The following is a 22,308-nucleotide window of genomic DNA, read 5'->3' as shown; positions in this document are numbered from 1 at the left end:
ATAAGGGAAGTCTGACATTGGCGAGATGGCGCACCGTTCGCTTGCGGTAACAGCGCCACGGTTCCGGGAGCGAAGCCCAATGGCGAGGGCGTCACGTGCGGGGGCAGCCCCGTCGCGTAGCCAGCTCGGGCGCCTGGGCCAGGCCGCAGCCACGCTACGAGCAGAGAGGCGGTGGATGTGCGGCACAGTCGAACACTACGGCTGCCGTCGGAAGGGCGCGATCGCACCATAGGGCGTGTTGAGGACAAAGGAGTCACGGAGGAGTTCCGCTTGGCTGTTGGTACGGCCGGGATCTGGTGTCCTCCGGACTACGCCCTCTGATCCACGTTCTGGTCGTCGCTGTCAACACGATGTCCGGGCACTGGCGAGACTGGGGCTGCGTCGCCGGGTCGCTACCCCTGTGGCGGCTCGATGAGAGCCACGTCGTCTGCCACGCCAACTTCGTCCCCCGCGACGAGACGCTGATGGTCACCGATGCCCGGTCAGGAGACGGCATCCCGGTCCTGGTCGAGGTGCGTGTCACCGACCGCTTCGGCTACACCGTCAACACCGAATGGTTTGCCGCCGACCGCTCCCGTACCTCCGACCTCGGCACCCCCGATGGCAGTGGCGACGTCCCCGAGGGCATGCACGTCCTGTTCAGGCTCTGCTGGCTCTACGACTGCACGAGCGAGGTTGACGGCGTCGACTGACCGGGAGCAGCCCGCCGGGATCCGTCCCCGGTGGCCCGGCCCGGAACCACCGCTGCGCGCCTTGGGGGGCACCGAAGTTCCTCCCCACCTACCCGCAGGCGTCACACACCCCCGACGCCGGAAGCGCGACGAAGCAGGTCGGGCAGATCTTGGGTGGCAGGTCCTCGCGCTTGATCGGGCGCCGCGACTGCGTGGTGCGGCTCGCCTTCGCGACGCGCTCGCGGATCGCTGCCGCGCTCGCGGCCGCCTTGGCCCGGGCGGCGTCGTCGGCGAGCGCGATGACCTCGGCCGGGACGTCGTCGGCGTAGCGGCGGTAGCACGCGAGACGGTCGAGCACCGTGCTCTCGTCCGGGGCCGGCTTCTCGTCGATCCGGTGCACGACGAGCGACCCCAGCGGCGGCAGCCCCTCAGCCCGACACTGGGCGACCACGTTGCCGATGACGCCGGCGATCCAGTTGTGGAACAGCGCGCGCGAGCGCAGCCCCGTGCGCGCCTGGATCTGGTCGCCGAGATCGAAGTAGGTGATGACCCCGAGGTAGCTGCCGGCCACCTCGGTCAGCACCTCCCGTGCGGCGCTCGCCCAGGCGCTGGCGGCGTCGTTGACGCCCAGCCATCGCTCGTCCCTTGCCTGATCCGCCACACCCTAGGGTCTCACCTTTCTGCGACGACGTCCTCGCGCGGATCGACGCCCCACCACCGCCTCCCAAGCGGCGGCAGAGACTGCCTGAGTACCGTGCTGGCATGGGGGTGCGTCAGGCCGGGCTGCTGAGGCGGTGGCTGGTGCCCCTGGCAGCCGTCGCGTCCCTCGTGGCCGCCGTCGGTCTCGCCGGCGGGTTCCGCGACGCCGAGGGGTACGCCGGTCCCGCCGTGGACCCCGGTGAGGAGATCACGCTCGCCCGCTGGCGGATCACGGTGGATGAGGCGGAGCTCATCGACTCCGACGCGTTCGGGCCCGGTGACACCCGCATCCGCCTGCACCTCACGGTCACCCTCACCGATCGCGAGTCGACCTACGCGCTCCCCGAGGGTCTCGTCACCCTCGTCGTCCCGGGCGGTCCCGAGCCCGAGCCGGGGTTCGGGAGCAACGGGGTCTGGAGCACCCAGCTCGACCCCGACATCACCCGCACTTACCTCCTCGTCCGCACCTGGCCGCCCCGTGGCGACGACGACGCGCAGCCGCCGATCGGGACCGTCCCCGACACCGTGACCGTCGTCGTCCGTGACGAGGTCGACGCCCAAGGCCCACTGTTCCGGGAGTGGCGCCTCGACGACGTCGCAGCGGTCGTGACCCTCCCGCTCACCGACCTCAGGGAGGAGCCGTGAGCCGCCGTCGGGACTGGTCGGCGCTCGCCGGCTGCCTCGCGGTGGTCGCCGCGATCGCCGTCGGGGTCGGCGACCGGGAGGAGGGCGTGCCGATGGGTTACGCCGACGTCGCCGTCGGCGAGACCGGCGCCTCCTCGACGTTCGCGGCGCGCGTGCTCGACGTCCAGGTGGGCCGCCAGGTGCAGAAGGACGAGTACTCCGAGCCGCTGGTCACGGACGCGATGTTCGTCGTCGTCGAGGTGGCCGCCGACGCGTTCACCGAGGCGGTGTCCTTCTCCGGCGACGTCTGGCTCGTGACCACCACCGGGCACCGCTACGAACCCCGCCCCGAGACGAACCTCGGTCACCCGCCCTTCACGCCGCCCGGCTTCACCGGCACCGGCACCTTCGTGTTCCAGGTGCCGCCCGACCGCCTCGACGGCGCCCGCCTGCTGCTCGAGCCCCCCACCGGCACGTTCATCACCTACGACGTCGCCGTCCGCGTCGACCTCGACCTCACCGAGGACACCACGCCCGTCGCGACGCCGATCGAGCTCGGCGAGCCGAGCCTGGCGGTGACGCCGTGACCCGCCGCTCGCTGGTCGGCCTGCTCGCCGCCGTCGCCTTCGCGCTCGGCGTCGCGGCCTGGCAGGGCAGCCTGCACTGGAGCGCTCGCAACCCCCGGCCCGACGTCGTGCTCGGCGTGGGCGAGAGCGTCGAGATCGACGGCGCCTCCTACCGCCTCGACGTGTTCGACGTCGCCCCGCGCCTCCCCGCCGTGGCGGACGCCGAGGAGGAGTGGGTCGAGGCGCTCGACGGCGCGATGCTCGTGCGCATCCTCCTCACCACCGAGATCGACGGCCCGCGCGAGCCCCGCTACTGCGACCCCACCGCCTACGACGCCGCGGGCCGACGGTGGGACAACGAGCTGCTCATCGACGTCGCCGGCACAGAGGTGTACTCCTGCGACGGGCCGAGCGACGACCCGATCCGCCCGGGCGAGCCGCTCACCGTCGGGTACGTGTTCCAGGTGCCCGCGGACGCCGTCGACACCCTCTACGTCGACCTGTCGCTGGGCTACAAGGCCGGCCTGGTGCGGCTGACGCGCTGAGCGGGCGACGCCGTCGACGTCCGCCCGGGCCGCCACGGGGTGTCGGTGACCGCGGCGACGGCGCGGTCGAACGCCGTCGCGTAGAGCGCGATCGAGCCGGTGACGAATACCGCCCCGAGCAGCAGCTCGAGGAGCGGGTCCATCGCGAAGAAGACGTCGTCGGGCTGCGGGCCGATGACGCGCAGCAGCAGCTCGGAGGCGAGGAGCTCGGCCGCCCACAGCGCGGTGGCCGCGACCAGGTACACGCCCACGAACCGCGGGCCGGCGCGCCAGACGAGCCGGAGCGCGTTGGCGACCGGCAGGTACTTGGTGCGGAGGTCGTCGGTGGCCAGCGCGACGAGGGTCGGTACCGCGCCGGCGTCGACGCCGACCCGGCCGGTGACGTGGTCGAGCCGGGCGCCGGCGGTCTCCAGGCGGGTGCCGGCGACGACGTCGCGGCCCCGAAACTCCCGCCACCCGAACACGGTGGCGGCGAGCGCGAGCCACATGAGCGGCAGCAGCAGACGGTCGGAGATCGCGGGGAGCAGGGTGGCCCAGAACCAGGTGACGGCGTCGCGCACCACCTCCGGCAGGGTGGCGTCGAACCACAGGTGCCAGCTGGGCAGGCGGTCGACGAGGCCGCGCCAGGTCTGCCCGAGCCAGACGGAGATCATGCGGCCCTGCCACCACTCGCGGAGCTGGCCCGCGCCGATGCCGAGCGCGACGAACAGGCCGAAGACGGCGGTGCCGTCGGCCGCGATGGAGACCACCCGCATGCCGAGCGCGACGCCGTCACGGGCACGCAGCCGCACCCGCAGGACGGTGACGAGCTTGCCGAGCAGCCAGGCGCCCGCGGTGAGCGTGACGTAGTAGCCGAGCCGATCGAGGGCGAAGCTGATCGACCAGGAGTCGGGCTCGGCCAGGCCCTCGCGGCTGAGGTTGGCGAAGAACAGCGCCGACACCTCCTCCTCGACGAGTCCCCACACCGAGTAGACGGCGAGGAACGGACCGAGCGCGAGGGTGAGGACGTCGATGCCGCGCTCGTCGGCGAACAGGGGCTGCGGGACGACGTCGCTCACCCCGCCCGGTCGCAGGTGCCGCGGCGTCCACAGCGCCGGCTTCACCGCGTGGATCATCATGACCAGACAGGCCAACCAGCCCAGCACGCCGACCACGAACAGCATCGTCGCGACCAGCTGGTACCGGCTCCCCACCAGCGCCGACGCGTGCTGGCCGAGGTGGTGCACGCCGAAGCCGAGGGCAAACCACGTGAGGAGGCGCGGGTACGTGCGCCACCAGAGCGTGGCGGTGTCTCTCGTGAGGGTGAGAAGCGCGGTGAGGGTCCTCATGGCGGGGAGCTGAGACTGCACTGGGCTGGCCTCGCGGTCCCGCGCGCCCCCGACCATGGCTCGAGTATGCCGCTCGCTTCGCACGGCAGAGACCGCGATGCGCTGCCGGTCCAGCGCATACGAGCGGCCTGTGGATATCCCACCCGGTTGCGCGAGCGGTCATGTCATGGTGACCGTCACAACGAATCGCGGCGTCGACAGCTCGGCGCACAGGGGTGCAGGAGACGGTGGGTCAACCTGAACGCCGCGCGCTCCGTCGCTGCCCACGCCGGCGGTTCAGGAGGTGCCGACGCCCGCAGTTGAACCTGGCGAAGGGTCCTCGCCGTCGAGATGCAGCTCCAGGGGGCCATAGCCGAACACATGGAGGCTGAGAATGTCGATCCACTGCCGCGGACTCTGGAAAAACGCCGCAAAGCGGGAAGGCATCCGCTGGAACGGCCGCTCGCGAGCGCGACCGTCTGCCCGCCAATTCGCCATGGGGACGATGAGGAACAGGTGCTGGACCTGTGGTGACAGGTGTGCCTTCCAGAGGTCCTTGAGATCGTGATTATTTGTATGGACCCCGCCGCGCTCGACCTCGACAAGTATTCCGTGGCCGTCCGGTGGCTGGTAATAGAAGTCTGCGCGGGCAGCGCCGGCGTAGTCACCAGGCCCACTCACCTTGTATTCAGCGACGAAGCCCAGAGGCTCCAGGTAGTCGCCCACGATGTCCTGGATGAGTTTCGAGCCGGCGTGCAGCTGGTGGGCATGGTCGATCGCCTCGGAGCGCGACGTCAGGTACTCATCGAGCCCCGCGGCGATCGCAGCGACACGCTCGACCTCGGCCGCTTCCTCGGGCTCCAGTTGCGATCGCTGGAAGCGCCGGTACCTATCGCTCACAAGCACAAGCTAACGACGAATCGCAGCTGCTGGTGGCGACAAACGGCTGCGCATCGAGCTGTACGACGCGTGAGCTTGCCCGAGATCGGTCGCACACCACGGTGGAGATCATGAACGAACCGATCCTCGTGCACGTCGGCGTGCGTCCCGAGAACCTCCTGGAGTGCAGCCGCGCGTTGGCGTCTCCGCTACTCATTCGCGGCGACGGCTGGAATGCCTGGAACGAGCCGCTTGGTCTGGCCGGCAACGACGGCGCGACCCTTCATGCGCTCATCCACGCGACACGCGGCGAGGCCGAGGCCGTGGTGATTCGCCTACTCCCCCATCTCGCGCCGATGGATGACGCAACGGTCGTGGCAGTGGAAACGCCCGTCGACGACTGGAGTGTCACCGAGACGGGCGGACGGGTGTGGCACCGGATTGCAGCGGGCGGCGGGTCACCTACCTTGATCGTGGAGTACGTCGAGATCTGAAGGTTGAGTCGCGTCCGGCCGCACGCTGCCGCCTGGTCTTGAGAACACCGAGGCTAGCGCCTGCGCGATCCACGCCGTGGACTACTAGGCGCGCGACCGCCCATTCGGTGGCGGAGCGTCGACGTGCTCGACGACTCATCCGAGCCGACCCCACCCGTAGTGGTTCACAGCCCTGCGGTGTGAGGGACCCTCGCGACTGTCTCCGTCGGCCCGAGCACTCGCCGGTGCGACAGGGCGACTGCGGACCCGCTGCCCGCGCGTGTCGGGGGCATGACGGCCTTCGGCAAGGCGGCGTCTGCGACGTCTCGTGTCCAGGCCGAGGAACGTCCGGGGCCGCGAACGCCGTCGCGATCCTGGGACCAGAATGCGCGGGCACGGCATAATCGCGATTCAGCAATCGATTGGAACACCGTGGGAATGCCAGTTACGAGGGTCGCCGTCGTCGGCGTGTCGCACTGGCACGCGCCCTTGTACCTGGCTGCGTTGGAACGTGCAGGGGCCGTCGTCGTCGCCGTCACCGACCGTAACGCGCTTCTCGCCGCCGCGGTTGCTGACCGGCTCGGCGCCGTGTCCGGCGACGATATTGAGGCACTCCTCGAGCGCGTCCAGCCCGACCTGGCGATCATCCTCGGCGCCCACGCCGACATGGCGGACGCCGCGCTCGTTGTCGCACGGCTCGGGGTCCCCCTGGTTCTCGAGAAGCCGGGCGCGCTGTCCATGAGCGAGCTCTCGCGTGCCCACGTGCAGCTAGCGGGACATGCCGTCGCCGTCCCGCTCGTGCACCGGCTCGCCCCGTTTGCCCGGGAGATCGGTGCGGCGGGTCCGCTGACGCATCTGACGATCAGCTACCTAGTCGGGCCGCCCGAGCGCTATCCGGCAGCGGGCTGCGACTGGATGCTGGACCCGGCGTCCGGTGGTGGCGTCCTAGCCAACCTCGGAGCGCATTTCGCCGACCTCGTGCTGCATCTTGGCGGTCAAGCTGTCGACGTCGTCGCGCGCGTCTCGCACGCACGTCACGGTCTCGCGATCGAGGATCACGCCGTCATGGTGATCCTCACCGAGAGCGGCCTCACGGCGACCATCGATCTGGGTTACCTCTACCCCGATGCGCCGGACAAGCGCCATGTGAGCATCGTGGCCACCGGCTCCGCCGGGGCGGTCAGTATCGGCCCTGAGGGTGTCGCCCGGCGGACGCATACCGACGGGTCGGTCACGCGGCGCCAGCTGGAGGTCGACAGCGACCCGCTGTTCGGCGCGTTCGTCGAGCGGGCGGTGCGCTCGTGGCGGCAGGGTTTCCCGGGCCTGCCCGGCATGCACGAACTCGTGGAGGCGATGGCGGTGGTCGACGCCGCCTATCGCGCGGCAGGAGGAACGGGGGAGCAGGCGTGGGCGATGTGAGCATCTACGACGTCGCCAAGGTTGCCGGCGTACACAGCTCAACCGTGTCGCGAGCCTTCTCCCGTCCCGAGGCCGTCAAGCCGGAGACCAGGGAGCGCATCCTGCGGATCGCGGGCGAGATGGGCTACCGCGTCAACTCTCTGGGGCAGGCTCTACGGCGAGGCTCGAGCAACCTGGTCCCGCTCATCGTGCCGGACATCACCAATCCCTTCTACGGAGAGCTGGCGAAGTCAGTCGCTGCTGCGGCCGGCCTGCGCGGCTACCAGGTCGTGCTCTGCCTGACCGAGGGCGACGCCGACGAGACGTACCGATTCCTGGACGCGATGAGTGCGCACCTGTCGCCCTTTGCGATCGTGGCGCCCTCGACGCGGATCGACGCAGGCGTGTTGGAGCGCACGGCGCTCGCGCGGCGCACCGTCATCATTGATCGCGTCCCCCAGGGGTTGCAGGTGCCCACCGTATTCATCGACAACCGGTTGGGCGTCAAACTCGCATTGGACCACCTCCTAGAGCTCGGGCACCGGCGGATCGCCTACCTCACCGGCACAGTCGGCACCTACTCGGCGGAGGTCAGGGTCGAGGCTTACCGGGCTCTCGTCGCGGACCACGGCATCGAACCGGTCGTGATCCGCGGTGGATACTCCCTGGCGGCGACCGAGCGGGGTGCAGCGGAGTTCCTCGCCATCGACCCGCGTCCGACGGCGGTCATCGCATCTAACGACCTCGCCGCCTTCGGATTCATCTCACGGCTCGCCGAGCACGGGGTGCGGGTGCCCGAGGACGTCTCGGTCACGGGCTTCGACGGCGTACCGATCGGAGACAACTTCAATCCGGGCATCACGACAGTCGCGCAACCCTTCGACGAGCTGGGGGCCCTTGCGGTCGCTGTCGCCGAACGGTTCGCAGACGACGGCAGCATTGTCCATGAGGTGCTGGTGCCCACGCTTCTCGTGCGGCGCTCCACGCGTCGGCTGCTCTAGCCATCCACCTCGGCGGCTGACTGCGCGAGCGCCGCGTGGGAGCCACGAGCAAGGCGTCAAGCGGCTAGGGTCAGCCGACTTGCCGTGCAGTCGATTGCACGCTAATCTGCAGTCGATTGCTAACAACGATTGCACTAGGACGTCGATGATGACCTCTAGCTCCCGGCCTCGATCTGCCATCACGGTCGCTGGACACACCCTGGGGACCCCCGACCACTCGGTGCCCGAGGCCATCCGGCTCTTCGCGGCCGCCGGGCTCGATGCGGCGGAGGTGATCTGGCAGGACGGCTACCGATCTGGAATCCCGGAGTCGGCCGGCGAGGCCGAGCTGCGCGAGATCGAAGCTGCCAGCCGTGAGACCGGGCTTCCCATCATCGGCCTGACGCCCTACATGACGGAACTCAACTCCGTCGACGAGGGCCAGCGAGTCCGTGACGTCGAGAGGTTCGCCGCTTGTTTCGCGGTCGCCGACCGGCTCGGCGCCCGCATCGTGAGGGCCTACGCCGGCAACTACACCCCCTCGCGCGAGTCGGAGCACCCCGAGCTGTGGGTCCAACTTGTGCGCAGCCTTCGCGAGCTCGCGCCGATCGCAGCCGCGCACGACGTCGTCATCGCGGTGGAGAACCACTTCAACACGATGACGATGACGGCGGCGGAGACCGTGGCGCTGATCGAGGAGGTCGACAGCCCTCAGGTCCGCATCCTCTACGACCAGGCGAACCTCACGTTTACGCACAGCGAGAGCCCGGACCAGGCCATCGCGGCGCAAGCAGGGCTGGTGGAACACGTGCACGTCAAGGACCTGGTCTTCATCGACCGCGACCGGCCGTTCCGTGCGGCGGAGGTCGCCACCGTCTCGGGCGAGGATCGCGCCGTGCGGTCACGCGTCGTCGGCGACGGCGAGCTCGCCTGGAAGGAGATCCTCGCCCGGATGTGGGAGGCCGGTTACTCGGGCGCTTTCTCGCTCGAGTACGAGTATCGCTGGCACCCCGCTGACCTGCCGGATCCCGCGGAAGGCTTCCGGATCGGGGCGCAGCGGCTGCGCCAGTACGCCGACGAGCTCGCAGCGGTCTAGGACGGAGACGCCATGGCAACCCAGGAGACCCCGACAGGCACCGGCCCGTCCCCGCAGCAACGGGCCCGACGCTCACGTCATGGCGAGCCTAGGGCGCTCGTCCGCATAGTCCTGCCGATCGTCGCCTTTGCGCTCTCCCTCACGCTGTGGGAGGTCCTGGTCCGGGGGCTCGACATCAAGCGCTACATCCTGCCGGCTCCGAGCGTGGTCTACGAGCGCTTCATCCAGGTGATCCCGTCCCTGTGGGACGCGGCACTGGTCACTGCGAGCGAGGTCCTGATGGGCTTCGCGCTGGCGGCGGTGGTCAGCATCCCGCTGGCCTACCTGATCGCCTCGGTTCGCGTCATCGAGATCGCGTTCTACCCGCTCATCGTGGTGCTCCAGACGATTCCGAAGATCGCCGTCGCGCCGTTGTTCATCGTCTGGTTCGGGTTCGGGATGCTGCCGAAGGTCCTGCTGACCTTTCTCCTGTGCTTCTTCCCGATCCTTGTCGACACCCTCACCGGGTTCAAGGCTCTCGACCAGCGCCTGCTCTACATCACAAAGTCGATGGGGGCCTCCCGCCTGCAGACGTTCGGCTACGTGCGGATGCCCGCGGCGCTGCCCTTCATCTTCTCCGGTCTGAAGGTGGCTGTGGTGCTCGCCGTCACCGGCGCGATCGTGGCCGAGTTCGTCGGCTCCAACGCCGGCCTCGGATACCTGCTGCTACGGGCCTCCGCGAACCTCGACACCCCGCTGATCTTCTCTGTCCTCGTCGTCCTCAGTCTGCTCGGCCTGCTCTTCGCGTATGCGGTGGAGCTCGCCGAGCGTCTCGTCACCCCCTGGCAGCGCAAGCACTAGCCGCTGCCGCACCGAGAAAGGTATGTCCATGTTCCGCACCACCACTGCAACGAAGCAGCGGCGCAGGTTCGCTGCGGCGACCGCCCTCGTGGGCGCGCTCGCCCTCACGCTCACCGCATGCTCAGACGCCGGCGGCTCGAACGGCGGCGAGGACGACGCCGAGCCCTCGACCTCGACGGCCGGCGAGGCCCCGGCCGAGATGACCTCCGTCACCTTGACGCTGAACTTCCTCGCTGGCGGCCCCAACGCGGGCTTCATGGTGGCCCTCGAGAACGGCTACTACGAGGAGGTCGGGCTCGACGTCACCATCCAGGAGGGTCAGGGCTCCGGCTCCACGGCGTCGCTCGTCGCCCAGGGCAACTCGGAGTTCGGATACGCCGATGGGCCGTCGGCCATGGCGGTGGCGGCCCAGGAGGGTGACCTCGTCATCGTCGCTCCGATCCTGCAGACCAACGGGTTCTCCGTGATGTCCCTGGCCGAAAACGGTCTCGAGACCATCCAGGACCTCGAGGGGAAGAGCGTCGCGCTCCAGCCCGGGACAGCGCAGGCGAGCCTCTTCGACGCCGTGCTCGCCGCCAACGACGTTGACCCCGGTGCCGTGGAGATCGTCAACATCGACCCGTCGTCGCTCGTGGGCTCGCTGCTCCAGGGCAGTGTGGACGCCATCACCGCTGGTGCGGACAGCCAGGGTGTCCAGCTGCGCGAGCAAGGCGCGGACATCAACGAGATCATGTACCGCGACGCGGGCGTCCCGACGATCGGGCTCTCGATGATCGTCACCAACGAGTTCGCCGAGCAGAACCCGGAGCTGGTCGCCGGCTTCGTTGCGGCCTCCCTGCGTGGATGGGACGACGTGCGCAACGACCCCGAGCGCGCGGCCGAGATCGTCGCGGGGCAGTTCCCCGAGGGTGCCGTCGCCGATTCGATTGTCGGGCAGCTCGGCGTGGACATCGAGCTGCTGTGCTCCGCGGGCTCGCCGGGCCTTGGAAAGCCCGCCGCCGAGACCTGGCAGGCCACCTACGACCTTCTCGTCGAGTATCTCGACCTGCCCACGGACAACCCGATCGACTTCTACTACACCGAGGACTTCCTTCCGGAGGATCTGCCGGCATGCTGACCGCGGACAGTGGCGCCCCGGCGGCGACCGGGATCGAGATCGTCGGTCACGAGCTCACGAAGGCGTTCCGCACCAAGGACGGGACCAATCTCGCGCTCTCGCCGACCGACTTCAGGATCGAGCGCGGCGAGTTCGTCGCAGTCGTCGGGCCGAGCGGCTGCGGCAAGAGCACCCTCATGCTCATGGTCGCTGGGCTGCTGGAGCCCAGTGGCGGTGAGATTCTCGTCGACGGGGCGCCACTGTTCGACCCGCTCACGGACGTGGGCATCGTCTTCCAGGATGACCTTCTGCTGGACTTCCGCACGGCGCGGGAGAACATCCTCCTCCAGGGCAAGATCCGCGGGCTGCCGCGCAGGCAGCAGGAGCAGCGCACCGACGAGCTCATGCGCCAGCTCGGGGTCGACCACGCGGCGAACCGGTATCCGAACCAGCTCTCTGGCGGCATGCGGCAGCGCGTCTCGATCGCGCGGGCACTCGTCCACGATCCGGCGATTCTGCTGATGGATGAGCCGTTCGGGGCCCTGGACGCGCTTACGAGGACGCAGATGCGCGTGGACCTCGAGGCGCTGTGGCTGGAGAGCCCCAAGTCCGTCCTCTTCATCACGCACAGTGTCGAAGAGGCCGTAGGTCTGGCGGACCGCGTCATCGTCATGGGGCCCTCCCCGGGTCGTATCGTCGAGGAGATCGTGATCGACCTCCCTCGGCCACGTCCCGTGCAGCTGGGCGACGAGGCCGCGTTCGCGGGGTACTCCAGTCAGATCTACGAGATCTTCAAGAACCTCGGCGTGCTGCATGACTGATGCGAGGCCGTTGCGCGTCGGCCTCGTGGGGGCCGGTGCCGTCGCCGAGCTGGCCCAGCTCCCCGTCCTCGCACGCGAGGAGTCGGTCACGCTCGCCGGGGTCGTGACGGCCTCGCCGGAGGAATCGGAGCGCGTGCTGCGGCGCTGGCCCGTCCAGCGTGCCTACGCCGACGTCGAGCACCTGCTCGACGACAGCTCGATCGACGCGCTCTTCGTGCTGACCCCCAAGCACATGCACGGCGCGTTCGTCGAGGCTGGGTTGCGGGCAGGCGTCAGCGTGTTCTGCGAGAAGCCGCTCACCACCGTGCTGGAGGAGTCGCGGCGCCTCGTTGAGATCGCCGAGGGCTCGCCCGGCGTGCTGATGGTGGGTCTAAACCGCAGGTTCTGCGAGGTGTACCAGCGGGCGCACGCCGTGGCGCTCGAGCAGCCGCCAGCGTTTGTCGTCGGGCAGAAGAACCGGGTGGGCCGGGAGTACCGGGCCACGCTCGAGAACGGCGTCCACATGATCGATCTGCTCCGCTGGTTCTGCGGGGAGGCAGTCTCGGTGTCCGCGGCCTCCGTGGCGGACGACCCGTACCAGGAGACCGGCGTCGGCGCCTTGATCGGCTTCGACAGCGGGAGCACGGCGCTCTTCCTGGCGTCGCGCGCCGCCGGGGAGTGGGACGAACGTCTCGAGATCTACGGCGACGGTGTGACGATCCGCGTCGTCGCCCCAGACACCGTGACCGTCGTCCGCGACGGAACCAGCAGCGAGTGGCACGCGCGCACGGCGGCGGCGGGGTGGCCCGACCTCACCGTGACTGCTGGCTTCCGCGGCGCGATCGAGCACTTCCTGCACTGTGTCCGCACGGGTGAGACCCCGCTGACGGACGGCCTCGAGGCGCTGCGCACCCAGGAGCTCACGGACAGGGTGCTCGCGGCGGCCGGTCTCCCCACGCATGATCGCGACGCCGGCGCGGAGCCCGCGACGTCGTGGGTCCAGGACCTGTCCCGAGAGGAGGGGTTGCGGCGCACGCTTCACGGGCGATAGCGCAGCTCCTCCCACCCCTTGCCAGACCCCACCCCCACTCTGAAAGGCCCACGCAGTGACCAACCTCAAGGTCGGCATCTACCTCCCGAGCTTTGGCTACTCCCAGGACGGGATCGACCACGCAGATCGGCTGCGACGCTGGTGCGTGCGAGCCGAGGAGCTCGGTTTCGACTCGATCTGGGTCACCGACCACATGCTCCGCGCTCGCAACATGTACGCCTACACCTGGATCGAGCCGCTGACGACGCTGGCGTTCGCCGCGGCGGTGACACGCACGATCACGCTCGGCACCGGCGTGCTGCTGCTCCCGCTGCGGCACCCCGTGCTGCTGGCGAAGACCCTCGCCAGTCTGCAGCAGATGTCCAACGAGCGGTTCATCCTCGGTGCCGGCACGGGGTGGTACCACCCCGAGATGCTCGCCATGGGCACGCTTCCCAAGGAGCGGGGTCGCCGCACCGATGAGGTGCTCGACATCACGAGGCGTCTCATGGCCGGTGAGGAGCTCACCTACGAGGGCCGGTTCTACTCGCTGGACCACGTCCGCATCGAGCCATCCCCGACGCCGCTGCCGGTCTGGGTCGGTGGCGGCAGCCAGGTTGCCGGTGAGCAGTCGGTCGAGAAGCCCGAGCTGCACCCGCGGGTGAAGGAGCGCATCGTCGGCTCCGACGGCTGGTTCTCCCGCCCGAGCGCGCAACCGCAGCAGGTCGCCGACGACTGGCGCCTCGTGGCTGCCGCGCTCGAGGAGAGCGGCCGCAACCCGGACGAGATGGTCATCGCGCACGGGCAGTGGCTGCACCTGACCGAAGAGGACTCACCCTCAGCGGCACGCAAGATCCAGCATCGGATGGCGGCCGAGGTCCTGGGCGATGGCCGCGACGAGCAGCACCTCGAGCGCTCCTACATGTTCGGCACCCTCGACGAGGTCGTGGCGCAGGTGCAGGCTCGTGTCGACGTCGGCGTCGAGCACCTGATCATCCACCCCTACACCGACGACCCCGAGCAGCTCGAGCTGTGGGGGCGCGAGCTGCTGCCGAAGCTGAAGGCGATGCAGGTGTCTCGGCCGGTCCTGTGAGATCGCATATTCCCGGCCTGCGCTACGCCGACCACATCGCTTTCACCGTTCCCGATCTCGACGCCGCGGTGGGGTTCTTCGTCGAGGCGTTCGGCGCCGAGGAGCTCTACCGATCCCGCCGCGGGCCGGATGGGGACTTCATGGTGACCAACTTCGGGATGCCGGCGGATGCTGCGCTCGAGCTGTCGATGCTGCGGCTGCCGCCCAACCTCAACCTCGAGCTCTTCCAGTGGTTCGGCAGCGGGTTGTCCACCGAGATGCCGCGGCACGGGGACGCTGGCGGGCACCACCTGGCGTTCGTGGTCGACGACGTCGACCTGGCTGTCGAGCACCTGCGAACCTTCCCCGGCGTCCAGGTGCTCGGCGAGGTCAAGGAGGTGGCGGCGGACAGCCCCGTGGTCGCGGGCAACCGCTGGACGTACCTGCGGAGCCCGTGGGGGCTCCTCATCGAGCTCGTCGATCGCTCGCGAGTGGTGGATCCCCCGCCGTTCGTGGGTCCGAGTGACTGGAGGGACACGTGAGCACCACGCTCAGGATCGGCGTCGTGGGCGCCGGCAACATCGCGACCATCGCCCAGCTGCCGTCGCTCGTTGCACGGGACGACGTCGAGATGACCGCGCTGGTCTCGCGGCGCGAGGATCCGACCGCGATCGTGTCGCGCTGGGGCTTTAGAAGCGCGTTCACCACCGTTGAGGCGATGCTCGAGAAGATCGATCTTGATGCCGTCTTCGTCCTCACCCCGCGGTCGGAGCATGTCGCGGGCGTCGAGGCGGCCCTGTCCGCCGGGGTCGACGTCTTCTGCGAGAAGCCGTTGGCCACCCGCGCCGAAGACGCCTGCAGGCTCGCGGACCTCGCGGAGTCGAGCGATCGCATCCTTGCGGTGGGTCTGAATCGACGGTACGCGCCGACCTATGTCGCCGGGCGGGAGGCCTTCGGAGCCGCCGGGGCGACCTTCTGCGTGGCGCAGAAGAACCGTCGCGGCTCCGAGTACCGCGCCACCTTCGAGAACTCGATCCACATGGTCGATTTGCTGCGGTGGTACTGCGGCGGCGAGCCGGTCGAGGTGACTGCCTCGGCTGCCGGTGACGACCCGTGGCAGGAGGATGGCTTGGCGGCGATGGTGCGTTTCGACAACGGCCACACGGGTGTGCTGATGGCTGCGCGGAACGCAGGCGGATGGGAGGAGAACCTCGACGCATACGGGGGCGAGACGTCCGTGCACATCGACGCTCCGGACCGGATCGCGATCACCCGCCGCGGGGCTACCGAGACCCGCGAGATGCGTCAGGAAGCCTTCGGGTGGGCCACGGCCACGGCCACCTTCGGCTTCAAGGCGTGCGTCGACCATTTCCTCGACCGCGTGCGTGACCGGCAGCAGCCGCTGACGTCGGGCCGCGAGGCGGCTCGCACACAGCAGCTGCTCGACCGGATCCTCGTGGCGGCCGGCCTTCCGGTCGAGGAGCAGCCCGGACGGGAGTGGGCGAGCCACGCCATCCGGTGACGTCAGACGCGTCGCACGGCCTCCAGGACGGCCAGCGGAACCCGCCCTGGAGGCTGTGCTGCGGAGTTGACCTCGATGACGGTGGCGCCGCGCCAGGTGCAGGTCATCGTGGCGGCCTCCCGCCAGTACGCGTCCCAGTTGTCGAGCTTCCAGCGGTCGCGTGCGAGCGAGCGCTCGCGCATGCGCGAGCGCAGCACCTCCGGCGGGGCGGACAACCACAGCACCACCGTGTGGACCGTGGTAGGCCAGCCGGCCTCCTGCTGGGCGCGGGACAAGTAGTCCGGATCCGCCAGGTAGGCAAAGAACGGCGCATCGATGACGACCGGTGTGCCGACACGGAGGGAGTCCGCGGCCACCGCCATGAGCCCGCGGTACTCCGCCGGGAAGACACGCTCCAGATAGAACGTGCTGCTCTCCCGCTGCTGCGGATCCTCGCCGTGGGCGCTCAAGACCAGCTCCGTCAGGGGCGTGACCATCGCGTCCTTGTCGAGCACGGCTGCGCCGAGCGCGCGCGCCAGCTCCCTGGAGAGGGCCGACTTTCCTGAGCCGGCCAGCCCGGTCACGACGACAGCGACCGGTGGCCGCCCGGGGCCTGTCATCGACGGGCAGCGGCGACGGCGTCGACGAACGTACGAGCGGCCGCGGTCACGGCAGCGGCATCGCCGGCCTTGGTGATGGCGCTGCCGACGCCGACACAGCTGACCCCGGCGTCGAACCAGTCCCCGAGGTTGTCCACGGTCACCCCTCCGGCGGGGGCGATCGGCGCCCCCGCCAAAGGGGCCAGCACGGTCCGGACGTAGTCCGGGCCGCCGTCGGACGGGAACAGCTTGACGATGTCGGCGCCAGCGGCGAGAGTGTCGACGATCTCCGTCGGGGTGCTGGCTCCACTCATCGTGACTACCTGATAGCGGTTGGCCGTGGTGATCATCGCGGGATTGAGGTTAGGGCTGACGAGCAGCTGCGCACCTGCCTGGATGGCGGCGAAGGCCGCTTCGGGGTCGAGCACGGTACCGGCGCCGATCACGATGCCGTCGGCCGCGTGCCGGCGGGCCAGTCGCTCGATGACGTCGAGCGCGCCGGGAACGGAGTAGGTGATCTCCAGCGCTCGGATGCCACCGGCGATGGCGGCCTCCGCAACCTTCTCGGCGCGGGCTGCGTCGTCGAGGCGCACGATCAGAACAATGCCTGTGTCATCGATCGCGCGCAGCGCCCCGAGTCTTCGCCACATGTTCACAGAATATCACTGAATGTCACGGAAGAGCGCAGCGCACGTGCGACGATGGCGTGCCCGTACGAACCTGAGGGAGTGGTGCGCATGGCGGACAAACTGATCCCCGAGCAACGTCGCCGCGCTCTCGTCGAGATCCTGGAGGCCGAGGGTGTGGTGCGCCTCGACGAGCTCGCGCGGCGACTCGCCGTCTCGGTAATGACGGTTCGGCGTGACGTCGCGGCGCTGGCGGAGCAGGGCTCGGTCGTCGGCGTCACGGGCGGTGTCAAACTCGTGGCGACGAGGCCGCCGATCGAGCGCACAGAGCGCGTGGGGTGGCAGCGCGAGGCGAAGCGTGCGATCGCGCGCGTGGCTGCGGCGCGCATCCCGGATGGCGCAACCATTTTTCTGGACGCGGGGACGACCTGTCAACTGATGGCTGAGCAGGTCGCGACCCGCCGAGGGCTGACGGTCGTCACCAACGACCTCCTGACCGCTGTACAGCTCCTTCCCGCTCGCGGGATCGAGCTGATCCATCTCGGTGGGGAGGTCGATCCGATCAGCGGGTCCACCGCCGGGGCCGCGGCTGAGCGCGCCTTGCGACACCTCAGCCTGGACTGGTGCTTCCTGAGCGCGGGCACCTGGTCGATCGAGCACGGTGTGACTAGCGCGGTGGAAGCCAAGGCGGAGCTGAAGCGCGCAGCGGTCGAGGTAGCAGACGCCGTGGCGCTGGTCGCCGACAGCTCGAAGTTCGGTCTCTCCGCGACATACCGCGTCGCCGGGCTGGCTCAGCTCGATGTCGTCATTACCGACGACCGCCTCGAGCCAGCGGCGCGGCGAGCCCTGGCTCAGCTGCCTGTGGAAGCAGTCCTCGTACCGGCTCCCCGGCACCGGGCGGACCAGCCGCTAGCACCGACCGCCCCCTGAGCGCTTCGCCGCGCCGAGCCACACGAGTGGGGCCGGCGGGCCGCGGCCAGGCGCCCGATCCCCCAGCGCACCACCGCCGTCCCAACCCTCAGAACCAAACCTGATCACGACCTGGACAACAGGCCGCCGTACCCGCTTGACTCCCCCAGTGCAGCGCCCCCGTAACCCGATGATCACCACCCTGCTGAACCTGCGGGGCAACGGCCGCGCCTCGGTCTACACCGAGCCGATGTGGGGCCTGTCGATGATGCTGGTGCTGCCGTACGCGTCGGTGTTCATGCTGGCGCTGGGGGTCTACGACACCCAGATCGGTCTGCTCGCGACGATCTCGATGCTGTCGCAGGTGGTGTTCGGGCTGCTGAGCGGCGTCATCACCGACAAGCTCGGCCGCCGCCGCACCACTGCGATCTTCGACGTCATCGCCTGGGCGGTCCCGTGCCTGGTGTGGGCGTTCGCGCAGAACTTCTGGTGGTTCCTGGCCGCCTCGGTCATCAACGGCGCCTGGCAGGTCACCCAGAACTCGTGGGACTGCCTGCTCGTCGAGGACGTCGACCGCTCCGAGATCCCCAAGGTCTACGCGCTCGTCAAGGTCGCCGCCGAGTTCTCGGCGCTGTTCGCCCCGATCGCGGCGCTGCTGGTCTCCAACCTCGGCCTCGAGCTGGCGGTGCGGATCCTCTATCTCAACGCCTTCGTCATCATCTCGACGAAGATCTGGCTGCTCTACCGCTTCACGACCGAGACCGCCGTCGGGCGCATCCGCATGGAGCAGACCCGCGGCGTCAGCATCGTCACCTCGTTGCGGCAGTACCGCAGCGTGCTGCCGCTCATCGTGCGCTCGAAGGGCACGATCTTCTCCCTGGTGATCGCCGCGCTCGTGGGCGCGGTGGCGCTGGTCAACGCGACCTTCTGGCAGGTCGTCGTCAACCACCGGCTCGGGGTGCCCGACGCCCTGCTGCCGTTCTTCCCGATGGTGCGCTCGCTGCTGTCGGTGCTGTTCTTCTTCACGATCATCCCGGCGCTCACCCATGCCCGGCACCTCAAGGCCCCCACCCTCATCGGGTTCGGCGTCTACCTCGCCGGACAGCTGCTGCTCGTCGCCATCCCCGCCGCCGACGCCGCCACCACGAGCACCTACCTCATGCTCGCCGTCTGCCTCCTCCTCGACGCGTTCGGCGCCGGCATCCTGTTCATGCTCTCGGAGTCGCTGGTGGCGCTGCACGTCGACCGCCACGAGCGCTCGCGCGTCATGGCGATCCAGCGCACCGTGGTCATGCTCGTCACCGCGCCGTTCGGGTGGATCAGCGGCTGGCTCTCCGGCATGGACCGCTCCTGGCCGTTCCTCCTCACCTCCACCCTCCTCGTCCTCGGCCTGGTCGTCGCCGGCAAGTTCTGGGTCACCACCCACGAGGAGGAGAGCACACCCGCCGAGGTCTGACGGCGTCCCTCGCCCCTGCCGTCGGGCACGCCCGACGGCGCGCCTGAGACGTGCGAGATTCACCTTCGCCGGGCCCGCTCCCGGGCACTAGCGTGAGCGCCCGTGACCATCTCCGCCGCGGACGCCCCGCTCGACCCCCAGTCCACCGAGATCCTCGCCGCCACGGGCCTCGAGTACCGCCTCGTCACCGGTGACGCCTTCGACGGCTTCGTCACCGCCGTCGACCGCGGCTTCAACGGCGAGCGCGCGCCCGAGGAGCGGGTGCGCGCCTGGCGCGAGAACCTCGACGGCACCGAGCGCTCGGTCGGCGTCTACGACCCGCGCAGCCCGGAGACCGGCACCCCGGTCGCCACGGTGATGTCGTGGCTGATGGACCTGACCGTCGACGCCGACAGCTTCCTGCCGATGTGGTCGATCAGCGAGGTCACGGTCGCGGCGACGCACCGCCGTCGGGGCATCGCCCGCGCCCTGCTGGGCGGCGAGCTGCGCGCCGCCGCCGACGCCGGGCTGCCGATCGCCGGTCTCACCGTCTCCGAGGCGACGATCTACGGCCGCTTCGGCTTCGGCCCCGCCGCCCACACCGTCAGCTGGACGATCGACACCCGCCGCGCCGGCTGGGCCGGCCCGCGCCCCACCGAGGGCGAGGACCCCGGCCGCCTCGACCACATCGAGCGCGAGCAGCTCGCCCAGGACCTCGCCACCCTCAACGAGCGCACCCGCGGCTCCCGCCCCGGCGACATCTCGGGCTGGCCGCTGCTGTGGCAGGAGCTCGCCGGCCTCAAGCCCGGCAAGCCCGACCCGAAGGTCCGCGGCGTCCGCTACACCGACGCCGAGGGCGAGGTGCGCGGCGTCGTCGCCTACACGGTCGAGACCAACCCCGAGGACTTTGCCAAGGCCACGATCCACGTCAACGCCCTCACGGCCGAGACCTCCGACGCCTACGCCGCGCTGTGGCGCTACCTGCTCCAGCACGACCTCGTCGGCACCGTCATCACCGGGCTGCGCTCGCGCGGCGAGCCGCTGCGCTGGATGGTCGCCGACGAGCGCGCCATCACCGTCACCGAGCGCGACCACCACTGGCTGCGCATCCTCGACGTCCAGCGCTGCCTGGGCGCCCGGCGGCTCCGGGTCCCGGGGTCGGCGACCTTCGTCGTCACCGACCCGTTCGGCTTCGCCGAGGGCACCTGGCGGCTCGAGGTCGACGACGCCGGTGCGCCGTCGGTCCAGAAGGTCGACGCCGGCGCCGCCTCGGGTTCGGTGGTCCGGCTCGGCGTCGCCGAGCTGAGCGCGATGCTGCTCGGCGGCGTGACGGCGTCGACCCTGCGGGCCGCGGGCCGCGTCGACACCGACGAGGAGACCGCCCGCTGGCTCGACCTCGCGTTCCTGCCGATCACCGCGCCGAGCCTCAGCTACTGGTACTGACCGGCTCGCCGAGCTCGCACCTGGGCGCCGAGTTCGCACCTGGGCGCCGAGTTCGCACCGTGGGAGGTGCGAAGTCGGCGGCAGGGTGCGAACTCGGTGATGGGGTCGGACGGCGAGGGGCGTCCTGACCGGGGAGTTGTCCACAGCACCTGTTGTGCGCTCGCGGAGTCGTGGGTAACGTCTCGGCACATCGACGAGGGGGCAGCAGGGGCGTGAGACGGTCGGGGCGGGTACTGGCGGCGGTGGCGGTGTGCGCTGCCCTGGCGTTGTCGGGGTGCGACGGCGGCGGAGAGGGCCCGACCGCCGACCCGACGACGACGGCGGAGCCCACCACCGAGGAGCCGACCTCGGAGCAGCCGACCTCCGAGGCCCCCGAGCCGCCCGAGGTCGAGTCGCCCACACCGGCACCGGAGACCCAGACCGACGACCACGTCGGGGCGATCTGGGCGGCGCGGTACTTCCTCGACCTCTACACGTACATGCGCGCGACGGGTGACACGGCGTCGTTCGAGGCGATGAGTGCGTCGGAGTGCCAGTTCTGCGCGAGCTCTATCGAGAACGCAACGGAGATTCACGAAGCCGGGGGGTGGGTCGAAGGGGGCGAGCTGCATTTCGACGTCAACGCTGCTGGCGCGAGCTACCCCACTGCCGAGCAGCCCAACTACGTCGTTCAGCTCGACCTCACGCAGGACTCTCAGGTCATTCATCGAGGCGATGGAACCGCCGAACCCGTCGACGGCGTGGAGGCAGAGTTCGTCATCTCGATGAGGTTCAGCGGAGGTCGTTTCGTGGTCAACGGGGTGAACTTCGAGTGATGTGGCGTGGCTTGAGACTGGCGGCGGCCGGTTCGGCCGCTGTCGCGCTGCTCTGTGCATCGGCTCCCGGTTATGCCGATGACAAGAGCGGAGGGTCGATCACCGGTGAGACGGCGGACGACAGCGTGGTCGTCGGTGCTCACATCGTGACCATCCCTGACGCTGTGCCGGACAACGGCGTCTCGCAACATACGCAACAGGCTCTTGTGCCTGCCTACGAAGAGAACGACGTCATCTGCGCCCTCCGCCAGTACGCGGACGAGGACGGCGCCCTCGGGAACGAGGAGACCGACCTCTGTCCCGAGGACGAGGATGGCCCGACGGCGGCCGACGTGGTCGCGCTGGTGGCGCAGGAGTTCCAGCGGTTGCCGATCGCGGCGCCGTCGATCACTCACCAGCCGGATGCGGACTGGGCGCTGGTGAACATGGACTTCATCGTCCTCACCGACGCGCAGGTGCAGGTGCTGGAGACGACGATCCTGGGCGTCCCGGTGGCGGTCCGCGCGACACCGGTGCACTACGCGTGGGACTTCGGCGACGGTGGCACGCTCGCCACCACCGACCCTGGCAGCCCCTACCCCGACCACACGGTGTCGCACGTCTACACCAGCAGCGCCGACGCCGTGACCGTCACCCTCACGACGTCGTGGCAGGGCGAGCTGCAGATCGCCGGCAGCGGCTCCTGGCTCCCGATCGCCGGCATGGCCACCACCACCAGCGTCGCGGACCCGGTCGAGATCGTCGCGATGGACGTCCGCCTGGTCCCGAACGACTAGTTGTACTCGGTCAGCACGTTGGTGACACGGATGTAGGGAGAAGGCCTCCATTCTGAGTGGTGTTCAACGTCACTCGAGGGAGGCCTTCTCTTGGTCCACCGTAATGCGCGGCTCGCTCCGGCCGGTCG

The 22,308-nt window shown here is 69.7% G+C and carries 25 protein-coding genes; 20 read left to right on the top strand and 5 right to left on the bottom strand.

Annotated elements, in window-relative coordinates:
- The first annotated feature begins 350 nt into the window (after positions 1-350).
- On the top strand, positions 351-692 hold the full coding sequence (locus GPA02_RS04670; RefSeq protein ID WP_156198702.1) for a hypothetical protein: 342 nt from the start codon (positions 351-353) through the stop codon (positions 690-692).
- A gap of 88 nt (positions 693-780) precedes the next feature.
- Here the strand turns inward: GPA02_RS04670 and GPA02_RS04665 are convergent, their stop codons facing one another.
- Positions 781-1,332, bottom strand: a complete 552-nt coding sequence (locus GPA02_RS04665) for a hypothetical protein (protein ID WP_156198700.1) — start codon at positions 1,330-1,332, stop codon at positions 781-783.
- A 101-nt stretch (positions 1,333-1,433) separates the two neighbouring features.
- On the opposite strand from GPA02_RS04665, the gene GPA02_RS04660 reads away from it, so the two are divergent.
- The 3 genes from GPA02_RS04660 to GPA02_RS04650 are packed head-to-tail and all read left to right on the top strand — an operon-like array spanning position 1,434 to position 3,105.
- Complete coding sequence (locus GPA02_RS04660; protein WP_156198699.1) at positions 1,434-2,015, top strand: hypothetical protein; 582 nt, start codon at positions 1,434-1,436, stop codon at positions 2,013-2,015.
- Positions 2,012-2,581, top strand: coding sequence for a DUF4352 domain-containing protein (locus tag GPA02_RS04655; RefSeq protein ID WP_156198698.1), 570 nt, complete (start codon positions 2,012-2,014; stop codon positions 2,579-2,581). Before GPA02_RS04660 ends, GPA02_RS04655 begins: the two co-directional genes overlap by 4 nt.
- Positions 2,578-3,105 carry a hypothetical protein gene (locus GPA02_RS04650; protein WP_156198697.1) on the top strand — a complete coding sequence of 176 codons (528 nt, stop codon included), beginning with the start codon at positions 2,578-2,580 and terminating at the stop codon, positions 3,103-3,105. The genes GPA02_RS04655 and GPA02_RS04650 overlap by 4 nt, the downstream gene beginning before the upstream one ends.
- Here GPA02_RS04650 and GPA02_RS04645 read toward each other — a convergent pair.
- Positions 3,072-4,433 (bottom strand): hypothetical protein, encoded by a 1,362-nt coding sequence (locus GPA02_RS04645; protein ID WP_156198696.1) that lies wholly within the window; start codon positions 4,431-4,433, stop codon positions 3,072-3,074. The genes GPA02_RS04650 and GPA02_RS04645 overlap by 34 nt on opposite strands.
- A gap of 276 nt (positions 4,434-4,709) precedes the next feature.
- A complete protein-coding gene (locus GPA02_RS04640; RefSeq protein WP_156198695.1) occupies positions 4,710-5,312 on the bottom strand; it encodes a hypothetical protein in 603 nt (200 codons plus the stop codon).
- 110 nt (positions 5,313-5,422) lie between these two features.
- On the opposite strand from GPA02_RS04640, the gene GPA02_RS04635 reads away from it, so the two are divergent.
- The 11 genes from GPA02_RS04635 to GPA02_RS04585 all read left to right on the top strand — a co-directional run bounded on the left by GPA02_RS04635 (position 5,423) and on the right by GPA02_RS04585 (position 15,598).
- Positions 5,423-5,785, top strand: coding sequence for a hypothetical protein (locus tag GPA02_RS04635; RefSeq protein ID WP_156198694.1), 363 nt, complete (start codon positions 5,423-5,425; stop codon positions 5,783-5,785).
- Positions 5,786-6,055: 270 nt separating this feature from the next.
- Entirely contained in the window at positions 6,056-7,183 is a 1,128-nt protein-coding gene (locus tag GPA02_RS04630; protein WP_156198693.1) for a Gfo/Idh/MocA family protein, read from the top strand.
- Entirely contained in the window at positions 7,180-8,163 is a 984-nt protein-coding gene (locus tag GPA02_RS04625) for a LacI family DNA-binding transcriptional regulator (RefSeq protein WP_240133886.1), read from the top strand. The genes GPA02_RS04630 and GPA02_RS04625 overlap by 4 nt, the downstream gene beginning before the upstream one ends.
- A 220-nt stretch (positions 8,164-8,383) precedes the next feature.
- Positions 8,384-9,238, top strand: coding sequence for a sugar phosphate isomerase/epimerase family protein (locus tag GPA02_RS04620; RefSeq protein ID WP_240133885.1), 855 nt, complete (start codon positions 8,384-8,386; stop codon positions 9,236-9,238).
- Between the two features lie 12 nt (positions 9,239-9,250).
- Positions 9,251-10,078: an ABC transporter permease gene (locus GPA02_RS04615; protein ID WP_156198691.1), complete on the top strand. Its 828-nt coding sequence runs from the start codon at positions 9,251-9,253 to the stop codon at positions 10,076-10,078.
- Positions 10,079-10,166: 88 nt separating this feature from the next.
- Entirely contained in the window at positions 10,167-11,195 is a 1,029-nt protein-coding gene (locus GPA02_RS04610; protein ID WP_162457702.1) for an ABC transporter substrate-binding protein, read from the top strand.
- A complete protein-coding gene (locus tag GPA02_RS04605) occupies positions 11,189-11,995 on the top strand; it encodes an ABC transporter ATP-binding protein (RefSeq protein WP_156198689.1) in 807 nt (268 codons plus the stop codon). Before GPA02_RS04610 ends, GPA02_RS04605 begins: the two co-directional genes overlap by 7 nt.
- Complete coding sequence (locus GPA02_RS04600) at positions 11,988-13,025, top strand: Gfo/Idh/MocA family protein (RefSeq protein WP_156198688.1); 1,038 nt, start codon at positions 11,988-11,990, stop codon at positions 13,023-13,025. The genes GPA02_RS04605 and GPA02_RS04600 overlap by 8 nt, the downstream gene beginning before the upstream one ends.
- Before the next feature lie 55 nt (positions 13,026-13,080).
- Positions 13,081-14,097 (top strand): LLM class flavin-dependent oxidoreductase, encoded by a 1,017-nt coding sequence (locus GPA02_RS04595; protein ID WP_156198687.1) that lies wholly within the window; start codon positions 13,081-13,083, stop codon positions 14,095-14,097.
- Positions 14,094-14,618: a VOC family protein gene (locus GPA02_RS04590; protein WP_156198686.1), complete on the top strand. Its 525-nt coding sequence runs from the start codon at positions 14,094-14,096 to the stop codon at positions 14,616-14,618. Before GPA02_RS04595 ends, GPA02_RS04590 begins: the two co-directional genes overlap by 4 nt.
- The gene (locus tag GPA02_RS04585) at positions 14,615-15,598 is read left to right on the top strand and encodes a Gfo/Idh/MocA family protein (protein WP_156198685.1); all 984 of its coding nucleotides are present in this window, start codon (positions 14,615-14,617) and stop codon (positions 15,596-15,598) included. The genes GPA02_RS04590 and GPA02_RS04585 overlap by 4 nt, the downstream gene beginning before the upstream one ends.
- A 2-nt stretch (positions 15,599-15,600) precedes the next feature.
- Here GPA02_RS04585 and GPA02_RS04580 read toward each other — a convergent pair whose 3' ends face one another.
- The gene (locus GPA02_RS04580; RefSeq protein ID WP_162457701.1) at positions 15,601-16,161 is read right to left on the bottom strand and encodes a P-loop nucleotide/nucleoside kinase family protein; all 561 of its coding nucleotides are present in this window, start codon (positions 16,159-16,161) and stop codon (positions 15,601-15,603) included.
- Between the two features lie 32 nt (positions 16,162-16,193).
- Complete coding sequence (locus GPA02_RS04575; protein WP_156198683.1) at positions 16,194-16,826, bottom strand: bifunctional 4-hydroxy-2-oxoglutarate aldolase/2-dehydro-3-deoxy-phosphogluconate aldolase; 633 nt, start codon at positions 16,824-16,826, stop codon at positions 16,194-16,196.
- An 87-nt stretch (positions 16,827-16,913) separates the two neighbouring features.
- Between GPA02_RS04575 and GPA02_RS04570 the strand changes: the two genes are divergently transcribed.
- From GPA02_RS04570 to GPA02_RS04550, 5 genes are all read left to right on the top strand, one after another.
- Positions 16,914-17,732 carry a DeoR/GlpR family DNA-binding transcription regulator gene (locus GPA02_RS04570; RefSeq protein ID WP_162457700.1) on the top strand — a complete coding sequence of 273 codons (819 nt, stop codon included), beginning with the start codon at positions 16,914-16,916 and terminating at the stop codon, positions 17,730-17,732.
- Between the two features lie 169 nt (positions 17,733-17,901).
- On the top strand, positions 17,902-19,167 hold the full coding sequence (locus GPA02_RS04565) for an MFS transporter (RefSeq protein ID WP_204986498.1): 1,266 nt from the start codon (positions 17,902-17,904) through the stop codon (positions 19,165-19,167).
- A 102-nt stretch (positions 19,168-19,269) separates the two neighbouring features.
- Entirely contained in the window at positions 19,270-20,589 is a 1,320-nt protein-coding gene (locus GPA02_RS04560) for a GNAT family N-acetyltransferase (RefSeq protein ID WP_156198680.1), read from the top strand.
- Between the two features lie 212 nt (positions 20,590-20,801).
- A complete protein-coding gene (locus tag GPA02_RS04555; RefSeq protein ID WP_156198679.1) occupies positions 20,802-21,404 on the top strand; it encodes a DUF6318 family protein in 603 nt (200 codons plus the stop codon).
- Positions 21,405-21,610: 206 nt separating this feature from the next.
- Positions 21,611-22,180 (top strand): PKD domain-containing protein, encoded by a 570-nt coding sequence (locus tag GPA02_RS04550; RefSeq protein ID WP_156198678.1) that lies wholly within the window; start codon positions 21,611-21,613, stop codon positions 22,178-22,180.
- Positions 22,181-22,308: the final 128 nt, after the last annotated feature.

The sequence above is a fragment of the Actinotalea caeni genome, assembly GCF_009733795.1.
In the GTDB taxonomy this organism is placed as follows: Bacteria; Actinomycetota; Actinomycetes; order Actinomycetales; family Beutenbergiaceae; genus Pseudactinotalea; species Pseudactinotalea caeni.
The sequence above is the reverse complement of the archived record's forward strand: the minus strand, read 5'-3'. Positions and strand labels throughout refer to the sequence as shown.